Source organism: Bdellovibrionales bacterium, assembly GCA_016714165.1.
Classification (GTDB): Bacteria; Bdellovibrionota; Bdellovibrionia; order Bdellovibrionales; family UBA1609; genus JADJVA01.
This window is the reverse complement of record JADJNU010000001.1, coordinates 1,488,457-1,504,834: the sequence shown is the minus strand read 5'-3', so window position 1 is coordinate 1,504,834 and position 16,378 is coordinate 1,488,457. Positions and strand designations below refer to the sequence as shown.

Sequence of the window (16,378 nt, the reverse complement as noted above, 5' to 3'; positions counted from 1 at the left end):
AAACCATTCAGCCTTTCGCGATGGGGTTTTTAAGTAGCCGAGAGTTTCCTTCAGATAGCTGCCTCGTCCTGGACACACGACGACAATTCTTTTTGCCATGTTCATCTTAAACCTCAATTATTTCATTTTTTAATGCCGAGTAGATCGAGGGCCCCAGAAAGAATCTCATCCTTTTTCGGTAAGCCGGCTGCTGCCATTTTGCCGAGAGGAATAAAGCAGTCATCTGCTGCAAGGATTTTGATTTCAGGCATCCTACTGAGATGTTCAACAAGACCGGTGACAATGGCTTCACTGAAACTCCCAGTTTTTCTGCACTCCTCCACAATCAGTATCTTCTTATATGAACCTGCAACTTCTGCCACTTTTTTCCAGTTTACCGGAGCGATCCATCGAAAATCGAGAATTTTGGAGACAATTCCGTAATTTGTTTTGAGCTCATCTTCTGCTTGTCTTGAATAGTAATGGCCATTGCCGTAGGTCAGTATGAGGAGATCCCTTCCCTCACCCCAAATATTAAATTCACCGAGAGGAATCATCTCTTCTTGGGTTGGGTAGGGATGGGCCCACAGTTTGTCCCCTTCGGTATGGAGATCGCGAGTCATATATAGTGCAATGGGTTCAATAAAAATGACAACTCGGCCATTTTCGTAAGCCTCTTTGACACAAGTTCTCAACATCTTTACAGCATCGGCACCATTTGAAGGAACGGCTATAATGAGTCCGGGAATATCCCGAAAAATGGCCAGAGAATTGTCGTTGTGAAAGTGGCCTCCAAATCCCTTCTGATAGGGCAAACCCGCAATTCGAATGACCATTGGATTGGTGTATTGGCCCTGAGAAAAGAAGGCGAGGGTGGCGGCTTCACCTCGGATTTGATCCTCGGCATTGTGAACGTAGGCGAGAAATTGAATTTCACAGATTGGCAAAAAATTATTGTGTGCCAGCCCAATAGCTGTTCCTAGAATGGATGTCTCGTCCAGGGGGGAATTGAAAACTCGACGAGGACCAAATTTTTTAAAGAGCCCATCCGTTACATTGTAAACTCCTCCTTTTTGGGCGACGTCTTCACCAAAAACGAGAGCGTTATTGTATTGCAACAGGATATCATGCAGGCCGATGTTGATCAGTTTGGCAAGGTGAAGGGGTTGACTGAGCTTGTCAAAATCTCGACCGAAGAGGCCGGAACGCTCCTTCTCTGAGCGAAGTGGTGGTGCGATTTTCCTTTCGGAACAGGCCGTGAGGCTTGACCGCACTTCGATCGGAGATTCCAAAACGGGTCGTTTGAGAGCAGATTCGCTGACCCATTTGACCTGTTCACGAATTTTTTCATAAATTAAAATCAAATCCTCCGGAGATCCAATCCCATTTTCGATAATTATTTTTGCCGAATGAAGGAGAGGGTCGTTTTGCTCAGCTGCTTCAATTTCGGAGGAGCTTCGATAAGTGCTTTCGACGTCTGATCCCGCATGACCCATCAGACGAACGGTTTTCATGTGCAGAAAAACAGGCTGACGACGAGTTCGGGCCAGCAGGGCAGCTTCTTTTGCAACCTTAAAGGTATCCAGAAGATGCAGGCCATCACATTGAAGATATTGAAATGAGGGTCGACGACAAAAGGATTCTTGAACCCAGTTGAAGGGGGTGGGCACAGAGATTCCAATTCCGTTGTCCTCACAGATAAAAACAATGGGCAAGGGAATCTTTTGAAACGAGATCCATGCCGCTGTGTTAAAAGCCCCAACGGCCGAGGAGTGATTGATCGAAGCATCGCCGAATGAGCAAAGAATAAGGCCATCTTCTTTCAGATTTCCCTTAAGGCCTAAATCGGAGGCCCTTTTGATTGAGAGTGCGGCCCCCACAGCCTTTGGGAGATGAGAGGCAATGGTGCTTGTTTGGGGCGGAATATTTAAGGGTTTGCTTCCAAACACCTTGTGCCGACCCCCTGCGATAGGATCATCACTTGAGGCGACAAAGGAAAGCATCAGGTCATAAAGGGGAGTGGTGCCGGGCAACTGTTTGGATCGTTGGATCATAAGGGCTCCACTGCGATAGTGGAGAAAAGCCATGTCGGTATAGGGAAATACTTTGCCAATGACAGCATTGCCTTCGTGTCCTGCGCTCCCGATGGTGTAGTAACACAAACCTTGGTTTTTCAAAATTCGTGCGAGGAGGTCCAGGTGCCGACTCATCACCTGCGATTCAAAGAGGTCCATTATTTCGGTTTTGGTGAGACCGATACTTTCAGGCCTTATCTGGTGAGGAGAAAAGGGAAGCTTCCCTTGTCGAACCAACCGAACAAAATTTTTGTCAATGATCTCAGCACGGTTGTACATAGGCGATATCCTTCATGTAATGATTATTAAACGGTACTGCTGTGCCGGGTGTTATGCAACTTGTCCATAGAAAGACTTTCACTTTATTCATAAAATCGCATACCTTTAAATAGCTCAACGAGGAGTTTGCTATGGCTGCCTATGAATCTCTTAATTACATGGATATCGATGGTCTTCTGAGCGACGAAGAACGGATGATTCGAGACACAGTTCGCGAGTTTGTCTCTGACGAGGTGATCCCGACATTGCAAGAAGCAAATAGAAAAGAAGACTTTCCCTCTCACTTGATTCCGCGGTTTGGAGAATTGGGACTGTTGGGAGCAAATATTCAGGGTTATGGCTGTCCAGGTCTAGGTGAGGTTGGATACGGTCTTGTCATGCAGGAATTGGAGCGAGGTGACTCTGGGGTGCGCTCCTTTTGCTCTGTGCAGGGAGCTCTTGTCATGTATCCCATCTTTGCTTACGGCTCTGAGGAGCAGAAAAACAAATATCTCCCACGATTGGCAAAGGCCGAACTCATTGGCTGCTTTGGCTTGACCGAGCCAGATGCGGGATCAAATCCAGGTGGCATGTTGACTCGGGCTGAAAAGGTTTCTGGAGGCTATCGACTCAACGGAAACAAAATGTGGATCACGAATGGTTGCGTTGCTGATATTGCCGTTGTCTGGGCTAAGCTTGGCGGGGTGGTTCGCGGATTTATTGTAGAAACGAAGACACCGGGGTTTTCTACGACACGAATGAAAGGTAAATTTGCTTTGAGGGTCAGTGTGACCAGTGAGTTGCACATGAAGGACTGCGTTGTGCCTGAAAGCGCCATTTTGCCGAATGTTGAGGGTCTTAAAGGTGCGCTCGGATGTCTCACTCAGGCTCGGTACGGGATTGCCTGGGGAGTTTTGGGCGCAGCGAACGCCTGTTATCATGAAGCGCTCAATTACGCCAAGCAGAGAGTTGTCGTTGAAAATAAGCCGCTGGCTGGTTTTCAACTTGCTCAAGCCAAATTGGTCAAAATGGTGCAGGAAATTACCAAGGGGCAATTGTTGGTCTTGCAGTTAGGCCGACTCAAAGAAAAAAAGGAAATGAAACATTGGCAAGTCTCATTGGCCAAGATGAATAACTGTCGCATGGCTCTCGAAGTTGCTCGCGAGGCTCGCGACATGTTGGGTGCGAATGGGACAATTGATGAATATCCAATTATTCGCCACATGTTAAACCTTGAAACTGTGAATACATATGAGGGCACGGAGGACATTCATAGGCTAATTGTTGGTCGTGAAATTACGGGCCTTTCGGCGATTCAATAGAAAGAATCTGCGGCCTGTGTTTTTCGGTTTTTACCTTTTTTTGGTGGCGTGGCGACTTTATTTAATTTTGATTTGAGTTTTTTGTTTTCTATTTTTAAATCTTCCATAATCGCTTGTGCATGACCGAGTTTATCAAGAGACTTTTGCCAGAGCTTGTTGATTCCTGTTACTTCTTTCGAGAGCTGCTCTTTTTCCTTGTTTGCCGCAGCTAAATTTTCCCTGATAGTTTCAGTTTCAGTTTCGAGTTCTCTTACCCAGTCGAGTATTTCAAGGAGGGAGAACTGAATGAGGTCATTCTGAAAGCCAGAGGATGGAAGCTTATTGAGGAGTTGAGGCAGGCTGGATTTTCTTAATTCCAGTGCAGTTGTCTTAGTCCCTTCATTTTTTGAATGGGCGGATGGAATCTGCAGATTCTTCAGTTCATTTCTTGATAGGAGCCAGTCGGCCCGAGAGAATTCTTGGATTTTTGGTCTTTTCTTCCGCTGAAAGATTGTTGCTATCCGACTTTTGATTTTATAAACGGACTCTCTCATGAATTCATTTCGAAACCTGATCATCCTTTCATAATAGGCTCGGAGCTCTATGAATGACATGATAAGAAGAAGTCCTGAAATTGTCCAAACTGCATATGTCAGTGCCAAGACCTTGAAGTTGATATTCGTTGAAATTTTGGCAGCTGGTAGATTTGAGATTTCCAGAAAAATTGCGGTTGGGTTTATCTCCATATGTCCTCTTCCGATTTCATGGGAACTCTTCTATCAGGTATTATCGGAATGAGTTCGTTGTAATCAAACGAGACAAATGGGGAGTTGAGACCTAAGTTTAGGTCATACCAATATTGTTAGTTTTGAGAAGCTACTCCTTGATTTGTGTATCGGATCGACCGATTAAGCTCATGATTTACCGGAGGACTTAATTCATGAACTTTGCAGGTCTTTTAGGAATACTATCGGGGCTATCAGTTTTGTATTTTGTCATTACGGGGGCCAAGTCACCGGTGATATTCGCCGATAAACACGGCGCGATCATTGTCATTGGCGGAACCGTGGCTGTCGCCTTTCTTTCGTTTCGAAGCAGCCGACTCATTATGGCTATCAAGATCGTATTTCGAAAGTTATTTGGAAATATTCGGAACAACTACCTGGAGCAAATCAGAATAATTGTTGAGACAGCGGACCTTTACCGTTTGAATCCGAAAGCGACTGTGGAGAAAATCAGCAGCAGTGCTCACCCGTTTTTTAGGGATGGAATTCGATATATGATTGAATTCGGATTCTCTGCCGTCGAAATCGATGAAATCATGACGAATTCTTTAAAAGGAAAGAAGATGAGAGATGATCAGGAAATTAAAGTTTGGCACACGATTTCGCGATTTCCACCGGCCTTTGGTCTGCTGGGAGCGACAGTTGGAATGATCTCACTTTTGCAAACCCTGGGAGAACCAAACGCTCAGGACAATATTGGGCCAGCAATGGCAACCGCTCTGGTGGCGACATTTTATGGTCTCGTCGTAGCGAATTTAGTTTTGATTCCAATCAGTGAAAACCTAGCAGAGGTGTCTGATGGAGATATGGTTTTGAGAAAAATTATCAAGGAAGGAATTTTGCTCATTCAGGAAAAGAGGCATCCACTCTACATTGAGGAGTATCTGAAATCATTTCTGGCCCCAGCACTAAGACAAGCAGACCTTTTGCAGGATGGACAAAAGGAGAAAAATGCAGCCTGAGAACTTAAAGTCGGAACCTGCAACCTACCGCAAGCGTCATTCGACGGAGGTCGAGGAAGGGCATAAGGAATTGACGCATGACGAGTCAAATTGGCTGGTCAGTTATGCAGACATGATGACACTCTTGTTTGGTTTTTTCGTTCTCCTTTACTCATTTTCAAAAATTGATAAGGATAAATTTACGGTGATCAGAAAGGAAGTGGCCGCCTATTTTGGAGGTCAGATAAAGGAAAATCCAGCCGTTCGAGAAGTCGTGAAGGATATTGAAGAAAGCACACAGGAATCCGGTGTAGATCCAAAGGAAATTGTCATTCAGGCAAAGGACTCGAGTATCATCCTGAATATTCAAAGCGAGCTGCTTTTTGCCTCAGGTTCAGCAGAGCTTGGGCAGGACTCCATTGCCGTCTTAAGCAAGATTATTTCTAGCATAAAAAAGCACAAGATGATTAACAAAATCTCGGTTGAGGGACACACAGATGATGTCCCGATATCTTCGGCACTATTCCCGACAAATTGGGAACTTTCAGCGGCTCGTTCAAGTCGGGTCGTGAGGCAGTTTGAGGCAGGTGGCTTTCCAGCTGATCGGTTGAAGGCGGAAGGCTATGGCTCTTCATTGCCCTTGGCGGCGAATCGGGATAAGGAAGGACGGATTATTTCTGAAAACCTGAAAATCAATCGTCGCGTGGTCATCAATGTTGATTTTGGACATGACGTAGACGCTGCTTCGAAGGCCTTGCATTCACCGCAATTTTCGTCGAAGGAAATGAAAGATCCAGAGGAAAAGAGCCGGGAGCTTATATTAGACGGTCAAGGCGGGACTCAGGGGCTCACTTCAGAGGACTTGAAGAAGAGGGCCGAGCAGGCACAGGCGCGGCTAAATGAAGCCAATATGAAAATGAAGGAGATTCAAAAGGCCGAAAGAGAAAAACAAGAAATTGAAAAACTAAAGGCCAAAGTCTTGGAAATGGAGAACCGAGCAAAAGAGATAGAAAAAGAGGTTCAGACTAAAAGTAACTCGTTGTAAAGGAAAACATGATCCCCGTCGCGCTATAGCGAAGATTTCCTGTTTTACCTTGATTTTCATCTGCTGATCCGAAGCGGTGATCCAACTCAACCGAGAGCAGTGTATTGGCTCTGAGTGGATAATCTACCCCGATACCGAGTGAAACCTCAAAAACAAGGGAGCTGAAGGTGATCGGATTGTCGGGATCATCACTTTCAGTTTTATTTAAATTGAAATTGGTAGGGGTGAGTCCGCCGTAGACAAAAGGGCTGGTCTTGTGCTTTTGAATCGTGATGTTGTCATCTGTCGTGAGATTTGATGAGCTTATTCCGTAGGGATAAAAATATCCGCTAAATCCTAATCCAGAAATTGGAATCATTCCGAAATCACTGTCAAAGTCTCCAATATAGTGAATTCCCACTCGGGAACCAAATGAATTCAAATCCCATAAGATCGTTGGTTGAAAGGTTAAGGCGCTATTGAGGGGCTGGCTCTCAACAGCATCTCCCGCAGAGACAGAAGTCAGAAAAATCCCTGTTTTAAGACGGAGATTTGGAACCTGGACTTGAGCCTTGATGCTTGTCGAAGAAAGAAACAAAAAAGCAAATGCAGCAAGAACAAAGAATCGTACTTTCATCTTGTTGTCTACTCTAGACGAAATTCCGAAGAATTACAAAGGTAGGATTATATCTCCATGAAGAATAGGGGAATGCCAAAGGAAATATTCGGATGCATGCTGGCGGGCTTTGCCCTTTGCGTGAGCATTCTTGGTTGTTCTGGAAAGTATCTCATCAAAACCTATCCCGCTGGAGCGAAGGTCTATTTGCGTGATATCAAGTCGAACGAAAAGAAGCTCGTTGGCTTGAGTCCCGCCCAAATAAAGGAGGAGTCAGGGCTCGGTGATGTATTTTTCTTGGTATTTGAAAAACAAAACTACAAAGAAAAAGAGGTCATGATTCGGGTCAATCCGGGGGAGAGTTTAACCGTAGCAGCCCAGTTGGATCCCATGCTCAGTGACGGAACAGACTCTGACGGAAAAAAAGGCGCTGATTCTGGTAAAAAGGACAATGAAGACAAACCACCACCAGGGCAGCCGAAATCCGATGAAAAGAAAGCAGAAATAGAGAAGCTAAAGGAAGAGATTTCTGACCTCAATTTGCGTGTGGCACTCTTAGAAAATACAACAGTTTTATACAAAGATGCAATATTCTCGGCTCGCTTTCAAGGGGGGCCTGCAAAATTTGATAGGGATCGAAATGACAATGTGATTGGATACATGTTTCAAGCTCAACAGGCGATTGCAGGCAATCAACTTGGTAAGGCAATAGCTCTCATTGATAAAGCAATCGAGTTGGACGAATATGTCTCTCAGGCCTGGCTGTTGAAGGGGTCAGTTAAGTATTTGCAAAAGGACTATTCGTCTGCGAGATCGGCCTGGGAGCGATCGCTCAAACTTGATCCTTACAATAAGATTGCCTTTAAATACCTTAACGAGGTTTACAAAAGAATGGGAGACAGTCCACTTGTCGCGCCTCCGGCCGATCTGAGAACCCCGTCCTCCGTCCTGGATATAAATAAAAGAAAAAATACGAAGGCAGAGAAAAATTGAGGTCTTGATTCCAGGGGCTTTAGGATTCAAAATGGCAATGTGTCATTTTCAAATATTGTTTCTCTTTTTGGATTTTGGCTTTTTTTCAGTCTGACGGCTCAGGCGCACTTGACGTCTGACTTTGATATGGCACTTGGATATAGCTCAATATCAATTGACGTCCAGGATACGACGGGCGTCATTTACTCGCCCCAATTGGATAGCGAATCAACCCTGGAGTTCAACTACAATCTCAATGTGAGCGGTCCAGAAATCTCGATCACAATGTCATTTATGGAAATATTGGAAAGCGAGATCGGATCGATGCCCTTTACTCGGCTTGGTCTTGGAGTGAGGTGGTATCCACGTGGCCTGAATGGGTCAAAGATTTTGCTTGATAATCAAGTTATGGGTCGAGTGTGGGGTCCCTCGCCTTTTGTTGGACTTATCTTTGGTTTAAGCAATCTATCAATAAATGACACCACCACTTTGGGAGTGAGTCAATTGGGCTTTAATGCGGCCGTCATTGATGGTCAGATGAATTTTGGGGTCGAAATACCCATGACTTCCGATTGGATGCTGACAGGTCGGTTTAGCCTTTTGACCTCCCTTCTCTCTAATCCCAATATAGATGGAATGAATTTATCCTACTCTGGAATCCAAATTTTTGTTGGGATGAAGGGAACTGCATTCTAGAAAATTGACTTGATGTGAGTTGATGTCTGCTGGTGTTTGCTGACATGGGTCGCAATTGACTAGGCTGCTTGGGTTCTTTCTGCCACAGATTTGTCTATATCAGCCCAAATATCCTTCATGAGTAGACTGCGGGTTTGGAGTTCCTTTTCGAGCTCGACGCAAATGTCTCGACGGGCCTTTGCGATCTGTTTGACAGAGGTCTTATCTGAAAAATAACTGAGGTCTTTACTGATGGATTGCGCTCGCTTGGACGGCATCATTCGGAGCAGAGCTTGAGCAGACTCAAGCGGCCACTGACTGAGGGCCTGAACCACAGTATCCAAATTCAGGCGCTCTATCACTGCTTTGATGGCCTCTTCGGGGTAAGCCAGAAGATCGGCAAACTGGATGCTCTCTCTGCGAATGGCCTCAGCTGACTCAGGATCTAGCTTGCAGATCTCATCAAAAATGGTCATTTCGGTCTCTGGTGCCAGGTTGCGCAACAGACTTGCCGCCACCATAGGTCCGTTGGCCCTGATTTCTGAATTTCCTTTGAGAGTTCTCATTTTGTCCGAAAGGCGTTTTGCGCTCATCTGGACAGCGTTTTCTGGCAAGTTACTCAATTTGGCAATATCAAGTATAATCTGCTTTTTTCTCACGGGGTCTTGAGATTCAAAAATCTCGGATATTTGGTCCTCTGTGGAGAAAATTCCCATGACGGCTAAATTTTTGGTAGATTCATCCTTGAGCAGCTGTATTCTCTCTTCAGGTTTCATATCGAATATAAACTGAAATGGATTTTGTTGATCGCCGTGCAGACCTTCTGAGAGAATTCGTGAGAGAAGAAATCGGGTCACATTTTTTACACTTTTGGCTCTTTCTTCCAATCCGAGTTCAGTTTCCTGATCAGTCAGGATAGCTCCCACTTGGCCCCAATTTTTTGGAGAAAGGTGGTGAAATAATTTGCGAGCTGTATCCCAGCCGATAGAGTCAAAAGTTATCATTACGTCCTTTTCATTTCCATCGCTGACAAACTCGGCAATGGCCCTGGCGCAGAGATAGGGATATTCTCCCGCTAGAGTGACAATTTGAGTCTTGTCTTGCCGGAAAAGTGTTTGAAGTCGGGCCGAGTCCTCCGCAGTGTGAGATGCGTCCTCCAGCTCGTCCTTTTCGTTTGACTCAAAATCGTCCGGATCGAAGGAGGCTTGAGGTTTGGATAGATTTGCGCTTGACCCATCTTGAGCCTTTTGTTTCGAAGACATCCAGAAAATGACTGCGGCTAGAGCAAGCAGAGAGATAAGTATGATAAGTGTCCACATCTTCCAGGATAGTTCGGGAAGTAGGGTCGGAGATTTTTGAGCTTCTTCTGTGACAAAATCGGCACGCTGAACTGTGATTTTATCACCAGCTGACTCGTCCATATGAAGCTTTGATTTGACGACTTCGACGATGAGCTTTTCTTTGTCAGGAGGAATTGCTGAATTGATGATGAGATGAACAAAAATACTAGACTTAAGTTGATGGAGATGGTTGTTGGCCGGAACATTGCTTGGGTCATTTCCCATGGGCATTCCAGGAAGGTACTGGAGCTCGACCTCTTCGTGGTAGGCTTTGATCTTGTCTTTATCGGCTCGCATATCGGCAGAAATCACAACGGTGTATTCGGATGGTCGCAAAAAGGTATTCAGAATGCTCCGCGCTCTGCTTTCGTAGAGGCTTTCTAAGGTCGCGACTTCTTCCATGTACTCGCTCTGTGCCATCGAATATTGCGCAAAGGAAAACAGACCAGATAGGGAGACTAGAAAGTGAAGATAGAATTTTATAAGACTTCGGTTCACTCTTTCATTTCCACTTTCGTTTTCTGAGCCAAAAGACCTCGAATTTTTTCACGGAGAAATGGGTTTGCTGTCTTCTCCGAGGCTTTCTGGAGCTCGACTATAAACTTGCCTTGGGTCGAAGTTTGTTCGACGGACAAGGCAAAGGCTTCCATCCATTCCTCGCTTGGTTTCGAGGAGGACATCTTAATGAGATGGGAAATATCTCCACATAGTTTTGTTTGCCTTGCCAAAATGGCTAAAAGAGATGGCTGCAGGTTTTCAGCGACTTTCTCAAACTTATCTTTGAGGGGGCAGAGAAGAGTTTTCTTTTTCTCAGTTGACGAGAGGAAATTGATTTGGTTGAGCCATTGATGGGATCGTTCAGAAGGGCCATTGACCAATTCGCTGGATACAATATCGATAATTTCCTTGGGTGTTTCACCCCAAGACAACAGGATTTCCTGAGAAAGTGTCCCGATAATTGTCTCTGACTGACTTCTCTTGTCAAGGGCAAGTTCTGTCAGTTTGGCCCGACTGGGATCTGAAGGTAAAGCGGGGCCCAATTTTTTAAGTGCTTCAGATATCAGTCTGAGTGTTCTGGCTTCTTTTCCGACAGGCTTCGCTGAGAACTGACTCAGATATCGAGTGAGAAGCTCTCGCAATTGCGCCTGCTTGTCCAACCCAATTTCTGAGCTATCGACAAGGTGCTTAAGGACCTTCGCCATTTTGTTTGAATGATTCCCTTTTTGTGAATTGAGATTTTCTTCAATTTTTTTCCAATTCCCCGATTGGACGAGCTGTGCCTCAACTGATTGAGACGAGCGTTTCAAATCTCTGATGATCTCTGACTGAATTTGCTCCATCTGCTTAGATTCAGAAATCTTTTTGGATTCTTGCTTGGTGGCCCATCGATGGCGCAAACCATAGACAGCAATAGCCCCAATACAGATAGAAATAGATACCACCACAATCGCTTTTGAGTTAAAATTGGGCATTAATTCCTCATTCAAAAAAATCCATACATAGATCTCTTCGACATATTTTCAAGACTTTTTAAATGAATTCGATTTTAGTTGAGACGTTCAATTTTGAGAATTGTCGTTTGCGGCACAATTTCGGATCATTCTTGGACGATCATCAGGGCATTTTTGTGATTGTGATCTAATCTGAGAACGGGGGCTTGAGTTGGACCTTGGACCTGACGATAGATTGTTGTAGGTCAAGGTGGGCATTTAAGTCTCCCTTGTGAAGATAAAATAGAGGTTTAAGCTAAACATGGGAACGTATTTTCGCTGTTTAGATCTCGGCACATGGCGCATTGTCATTGCTGCCACTGGAGTTCTGGCTGGGCTGTTAACCACCGGGTGCAAGAAGGTGGGTTATCAGTCTGGAACTGTCGTTCCCAGTTTCTCAGGAATTGAAAAAGCGATTGTTCTGAGCCCTACGGCTGTCAAATTAACCTGGACCCAGTCCTCCCGATATTCTGAATTTCGCGTTTATCGAGCGGGTGTCAGTCAACCCATCAGCACAGAGCAGTTTTCAGAAAAAACTGTATCAGGTTTGTTGCCTGCGAACACCTACCAATTTTCTGTGACGGGATTTAATGCCTTGGAACTTGAGGAAGAGGGTTTGGATAATTTTACTGAGGTAAGGACATTCAATACGTTTACTGGCCTATCAGCAGGTTCTGTGTCTGTGCAGTCGTCCACTCGCATTAACTTGACCTGGACTTTAACTGATCCTTCAGTCAGCTACGATGTGTTTTACAAGGAGTTTACTGATACCTGGAATTTTAGTTCTGCGGCTCTGAGAGTGACTGGAAGCAATCTTGCCTCTGTGACAGGCCTGAAGGGCGGGACAAACTATTGCTTCTTTGTCCAGGCGGTCTACTTGGACGGGACTACCGAACCCTTGACCTCAGATAGCAGCGCCGTGGCAGCTTCGACTCAATGTGGGGTGACCTCCAGCGATTTGAATAATCTGCCGAGCATTTCTATGCATCCGGGAATTCCAGGAAATTATCCTTGGTTTACCGCAATTGGTGGAGATTCGACATACCTCACTGACATTTTTGAATTAGCGAGCAATCAAAATATTGCTTCTCGCATTGGCAATGGGCCGTTTAAATCCTTCAGCGCGATAACTGTGGGCCCCCATAAATATTATGCGGTCATAAAAAACCAAGCGGGCGCTCAGGCTCGCTCTGAGGTTGTGGTGGGGCAGGCAGAAGGGGCATTTAGTTCAATAAGAAACATGAAGACCAGCTCATCTTTTCACGAGATTTCTCCTCCCTTACTGGGCGGAGGAAAGGGGCTTCAGAGCTTCGGTCAGGTTCTGGCGCGGGGGGACTTTAACTGTGATGGATTTTCCGATCTTGCGGTGAGCGCACCCGATTCCACGCCTGTTATTGGCCAGCAGCATTTTGATACAATGGGAAGCGTTGCCATTTATTACACTTATGATCCTCCACCTTATTTGGATCCTGTTTTAGGAATTGTTGATCCCCCTCCAACTCTCAATACCTCAGCAGCGCCCAGTGCCACTGGCACATTTCCGAATCCACAACTCATCTATTTTCCAGTGACTGTTTCGGGGACGCGACTGGGTGAACATATGTCTGTTGGAAATGCCAATGGCGATTGTTTTTATCGTGATGGAGCTTCATCCTATGGTGGCCAATGCGATTCCTTGTTCTCAACATTTGCAGGAACCCCTAATTTGGTAAAAATCAAAAAGTGTGAGGATCTTGCCTTTTCGGATTCTCTGAGTCAGGTATATGTTGCATTTGGCGATCCGACATCTGGATTGGTGGCAGGTTCTGGAAGCAACAATTTCGGTGTTAATGAACTCACTTGCGATGCGGTCTCCAACAGTTGCAGGTCTGTCAGAATGTCCGTCAGTGGCACGAGCTCATTTGGAAGGGCCCTGACTTTTGGCGACTTTAATAATGATGGATTCGATGACCTTGCCGTGGGAGCGGTTCAAAGCAATACGGGAGTTGTTTATGTTTTGAGAGGATCGAGTCAGGGCCTGTATCCGCAATCTTCGTCGAAGGCGTTTGACTTTATTTTAGCTAGCGACATCGGCGCTGGATCTCTCATTGACGGGAATGTTTTTGATGGGGAGCCGGGCGAGAGTAGCTTCTCCAGTTCCCTCGCGACAGCTTATAATTCCAGGAACTGCAATAAAGGCCTTAGCGCGTACAGTTATCGGCCTCTGGGTCCACTTGACGGCTACGGCTTTGATTTTGGCAAGTGCGATGACCTCGTGATTGGAGTCCCGTTGAGAATGAATAATCAAGGATCTATTGTCACCTGCAAGGCAAAATTACCTTTGAATTCTGATGGAACAAAGCCAGACAAACAGAAAATTTACGATTGGACTTGTGAGGAGACTGTTCCCTCTGAGCTATATGGTCTCGATGCCAGATATGGTTCAAGTCTTGTGGGTGCTGAAAACATGAATGGCTACCCATTGGATAATGCCGTGGGGAGCGTGCCGCCGCTGCCCTCAATTACAGGAGCGATTTTCGTGGGCGCACCTTATGCGACCGTATCAGGCGCTACGAACGCTGGATCTGTCTACGGCTATTATGTGACACCTCAATCTGATAATCATGATTTGGGCGGAATTCAGGGAATTCTCGCGTCCGCCTCAAAAAAACATCAGGTGACGGCTCGAAATACAGTGCCTTGCAATCCGCAAAATAACAACGTGACGACGGGTCCACTTAAGCATTGTGAACATCAGGTGCTATACAACACGCCTGCTCAAGCAAGTTCGCATTTTGGTTATACTCTTGGAGTGGTCGATGATTTTGAAGATATTGGCCGAGGAATACCATCTTTGGCGGTCGGGGCACCTTATCGAGATGTTTTGAGCTCAGGTGGCTCTGGAACGCTTGTCGATGCTGGGGCTATCTACGTTTATCGAGCTGATATTTCAACGTTTGGAATTGACGGAGGGTCTCAGGTAACTCAGACACAGGCCTCTGACAATACTTTGAGCAACTGCCTTTCATCTTGTACCTGGTACTCGGGTGGAGTGAGCCCATTCGGTCCATCGATGATGTATCCCAGTGACCTCAACAAGGGAGCATACTTTTCGTTGGGAGGTATTGTTGGCGGTGACTTTAATGGTGATGGAACGGGAGATGTGATCTCCTCAGCCCCTCAGGACTCCCAGATTGTGGCAGGAAATGGCGCGGCCTTCCTGTTTTTATCAAGCGGTACATTTGGAGCTAGCGTCAACAATGTTGATAAAAAAATAAATCCTAATTTTAGCAAGGAATTGAATTACAAATTTGAAAGAGCCAAGGTTGTTGGAGATATAAATGGTGATGGGTATGATGATGTTTTGACCTACCTTGAATCGCAGGGGAAAACTTCTCTGGTTTTATTCTATGGTTCGATTGCTGGTCTCATTTCGACTCCTGCTCCAAGTTTGTTTCCGATTGATTTGGGTCCAAAATTGATTAGCTATGAGGACGATTCAAGTTTTGGATTTAGTTTTCATCGAATTGGCAGCGTCAATGGCGATGCCTATGACGATATTTTGATCATAGGAAATAGCGGCAGCTATATTTTCTACGGTTCCTTTGCCGGGTTGATTTCTTCTGCTGTGCCGCAGATTTCGCCAACCGGGAAAAATCCTCTGATTTTTGGCAAGGTTGTCGGTGGCGCATCTGTAACGCTTCGGTTTAATCAAGTTTTTGGTTTGCCTACGGTGACCGGCACTTATGATGCGAGCAACCAGTCGGTTGGTTATGGTGATTTTAATGGCGATGGATATAGCGATATGGCAATCGCTATGACTAATTCTTTTGCTCTACCCTCAGATCAAAATGCGGCACTTTCGGCAGCTGGTATCAGCGGTCTATACGGAGCGACGAACAGTGGATCTGTGGCTGTCGTTTACGGAGGGGCCAACGGTCCTCAAACCAATCGATCTAGCGGCAGGGTTACCGTTGACACTGGCTCGGGGACGACAACTGTCGATGTTGTGGCCGTCGATCCTTGCGCGGGTGGCGTTGATCCCGTTTGCAAAGTTCAGTTGATCGCAAGCCCCGAAGGAAATGCCAGTGGCTTTGGGTTTGGTATTCTTGGGTTTTCCTCAATTGAAGAATCTCAGGGAGAGGAGTTCGATGAGCTTCTGGTAGGTGATAACCAATACAGTGCCAATTCCGGAAGAGTTTATCTTTTCAAGGGAACAACAAGAGGCCTGAGTCCGAAGTCTCTTCAGACCTTGGTTCCCTATTATGCGGGCCACCAGTTTGGATATAATCTGGCGCAGATGGGAGATATCAACGGCGATGATTTTCCAGATCTGGGCGTGTCGTCACCTGGATCCGAACCAGGATATGTTTATGTATTTTATGGCGGATTGGTTGATACCAAAGGTGCGTTTTATGGGCCCAGCACACTCGTTGCCACTGACTATTGGACAATGGCACCTGCCAATCCACTTAACAAACCTCATATAGATGCGTCCCAACCTTGGCCCCAAATTTTACAACCACTTTCGGTTAGCTCTGGCGATGGATTTGGCTACGGTCTCTCTTCGGCTGGAGATTTTAACCAGGATGGATTTCTTGATCTTTTTGTCAATGTGGCTGCTGGCGATTACAACGAAGAATTGACTTTGAGCGAAACAGGTTATGGCATCATCTATTTTGGATCTGACTTGGGCCTCCAGGCCCTTGTGCAACCTTCAACTTCTCCTCAATGCTATGTGGGCTCGGGTGGTGTTTGTAATCCCTTTCAATTTTATCTTCCCAATAGAGAAGCATATGAGCACACCTGGATGTCAGGAAATTCTTCTGGAGATTTAAATGGAGATGGTGTTGAGGATATTTTATTTGGAGGATTTGGAAGGACTCACCCGAGCGGATTGGCTTATTCTGTGGGGATCATTTACGTCATTTATTAATGGGACT

The 16,378-nt window shown here is 45.6% G+C and carries 11 protein-coding genes; 6 read left to right on the top strand and 5 right to left on the bottom strand.

Going from position 1 to position 16,378, the window contains the following annotated elements; genetic code table 11:
• Positions 1-122: 122 nt before the first annotated feature.
• A complete protein-coding gene (locus tag IPJ71_06670) occupies positions 123-2,333 on the bottom strand; it encodes an MFS transporter (GenBank protein ID MBK7843368.1) in 2,211 nt (736 codons plus the stop codon).
• Positions 2,334-2,464: 131 nt separating this feature from the next.
• Here IPJ71_06670 and IPJ71_06665 point away from each other — a divergent pair, with 131 nt between their 5' ends.
• Positions 2,465-3,634 carry an acyl-CoA dehydrogenase family protein gene (locus tag IPJ71_06665; protein ID MBK7843367.1) on the top strand — a complete coding sequence of 390 codons (1,170 nt, stop codon included), beginning with the start codon at positions 2,465-2,467 and terminating at the stop codon, positions 3,632-3,634.
• Here IPJ71_06665 and IPJ71_06660 read toward each other — a convergent pair.
• Entirely contained in the window at positions 3,628-4,359 is a 732-nt protein-coding gene (locus IPJ71_06660; GenBank protein MBK7843366.1) for a hypothetical protein, read from the bottom strand. The two genes, IPJ71_06665 and IPJ71_06660, sit on opposite strands and share 7 nt — an antisense overlap.
• A gap of 275 nt (positions 4,360-4,634) precedes the next feature.
• Here IPJ71_06660 and IPJ71_06655 point away from each other — a divergent pair, with 275 nt between their 5' ends.
• The gene (locus IPJ71_06655; protein MBK7843365.1) at positions 4,635-5,360 is read left to right on the top strand and encodes a MotA/TolQ/ExbB proton channel family protein; all 726 of its coding nucleotides are present in this window, start codon (positions 4,635-4,637) and stop codon (positions 5,358-5,360) included.
• Entirely contained in the window at positions 5,350-6,384 is a 1,035-nt protein-coding gene (locus IPJ71_06650; protein ID MBK7843364.1) for an OmpA family protein, read from the top strand. Before IPJ71_06655 ends, IPJ71_06650 begins: the two co-directional genes overlap by 11 nt.
• Here the strand turns inward: IPJ71_06650 and IPJ71_06645 are convergent.
• On the bottom strand, positions 6,365-7,000 hold the full coding sequence (locus IPJ71_06645) for a hypothetical protein (GenBank protein MBK7843363.1): 636 nt from the start codon (positions 6,998-7,000) through the stop codon (positions 6,365-6,367). The genes IPJ71_06650 and IPJ71_06645 overlap by 20 nt on opposite strands.
• A gap of 120 nt (positions 7,001-7,120) precedes the next feature.
• Between IPJ71_06645 and IPJ71_06640 the strand changes: the two genes are divergently transcribed.
• Both IPJ71_06640 and IPJ71_06635 read left to right on the top strand, forming a co-directional pair.
• Positions 7,121-7,972, top strand: coding sequence for a hypothetical protein (locus tag IPJ71_06640; protein MBK7843362.1), 852 nt, complete (start codon positions 7,121-7,123; stop codon positions 7,970-7,972).
• Positions 7,973-8,011: 39 nt separating this feature from the next.
• The gene (locus tag IPJ71_06635) at positions 8,012-8,647 is read left to right on the top strand and encodes a hypothetical protein (GenBank protein MBK7843361.1); all 636 of its coding nucleotides are present in this window, start codon (positions 8,012-8,014) and stop codon (positions 8,645-8,647) included.
• A gap of 59 nt (positions 8,648-8,706) precedes the next feature.
• On the opposite strand, the gene IPJ71_06630 is transcribed toward IPJ71_06635, so the two are convergent.
• Together IPJ71_06630 and IPJ71_06625 are read right to left on the bottom strand one after the other, a co-directional pair.
• Entirely contained in the window at positions 8,707-10,386 is a 1,680-nt protein-coding gene (locus IPJ71_06630; GenBank protein MBK7843360.1) for a hypothetical protein, read from the bottom strand.
• Positions 10,387-10,460: 74 nt separating this feature from the next.
• The gene (locus IPJ71_06625; protein ID MBK7843359.1) at positions 10,461-11,438 is read right to left on the bottom strand and encodes a hypothetical protein; all 978 of its coding nucleotides are present in this window, start codon (positions 11,436-11,438) and stop codon (positions 10,461-10,463) included.
• Positions 11,439-11,718: 280 nt separating this feature from the next.
• Here IPJ71_06625 and IPJ71_06620 point away from each other — a divergent pair, with 280 nt between their 5' ends.
• Positions 11,719-16,371: an FG-GAP repeat protein gene (locus IPJ71_06620; protein ID MBK7843358.1), complete on the top strand. Its 4,653-nt coding sequence runs from the start codon at positions 11,719-11,721 to the stop codon at positions 16,369-16,371.
• Positions 16,372-16,378: the final 7 nt, after the last annotated feature.

Excerpts from the sequence above, each read along its gene's own strand:
- IPJ71_06670 (MBK7843368.1), bottom strand. The coding sequence starts at position 2,333 with ATGTACAACCGTGCTGAGATCATTGACAAAAATTTTGTTCGGTTGGTT.
- IPJ71_06665 (MBK7843367.1), top strand. The coding sequence starts at position 2,465 with ATGGCTGCCTATGAATCTCTTAATTACATGGATATCGATGGTCTTCTG.
- IPJ71_06660 (MBK7843366.1), bottom strand. The coding sequence starts at position 4,359 with ATGGAGATAAACCCAACCGCAATTTTTCTGGAAATCTCAAATCTACCA.
- IPJ71_06650 (MBK7843364.1), top strand. The coding sequence starts at position 5,350 with ATGCAGCCTGAGAACTTAAAGTCGGAACCTGCAACCTACCGCAAGCGT.
- IPJ71_06645 (MBK7843363.1), bottom strand. The coding sequence starts at position 7,000 with ATGAAAGTACGATTCTTTGTTCTTGCTGCATTTGCTTTTTTGTTTCTT.
- IPJ71_06630 (MBK7843360.1), bottom strand. The coding sequence starts at position 10,386 with ATGGCACAGAGCGAGTACATGGAAGAAGTCGCGACCTTAGAAAGCCTC.
- IPJ71_06625 (MBK7843359.1), bottom strand. The coding sequence starts at position 11,438 with ATGCCCAATTTTAACTCAAAAGCGATTGTGGTGGTATCTATTTCTATC.
- IPJ71_06620 (MBK7843358.1), top strand. The coding sequence starts at position 11,719 with ATGGGAACGTATTTTCGCTGTTTAGATCTCGGCACATGGCGCATTGTC.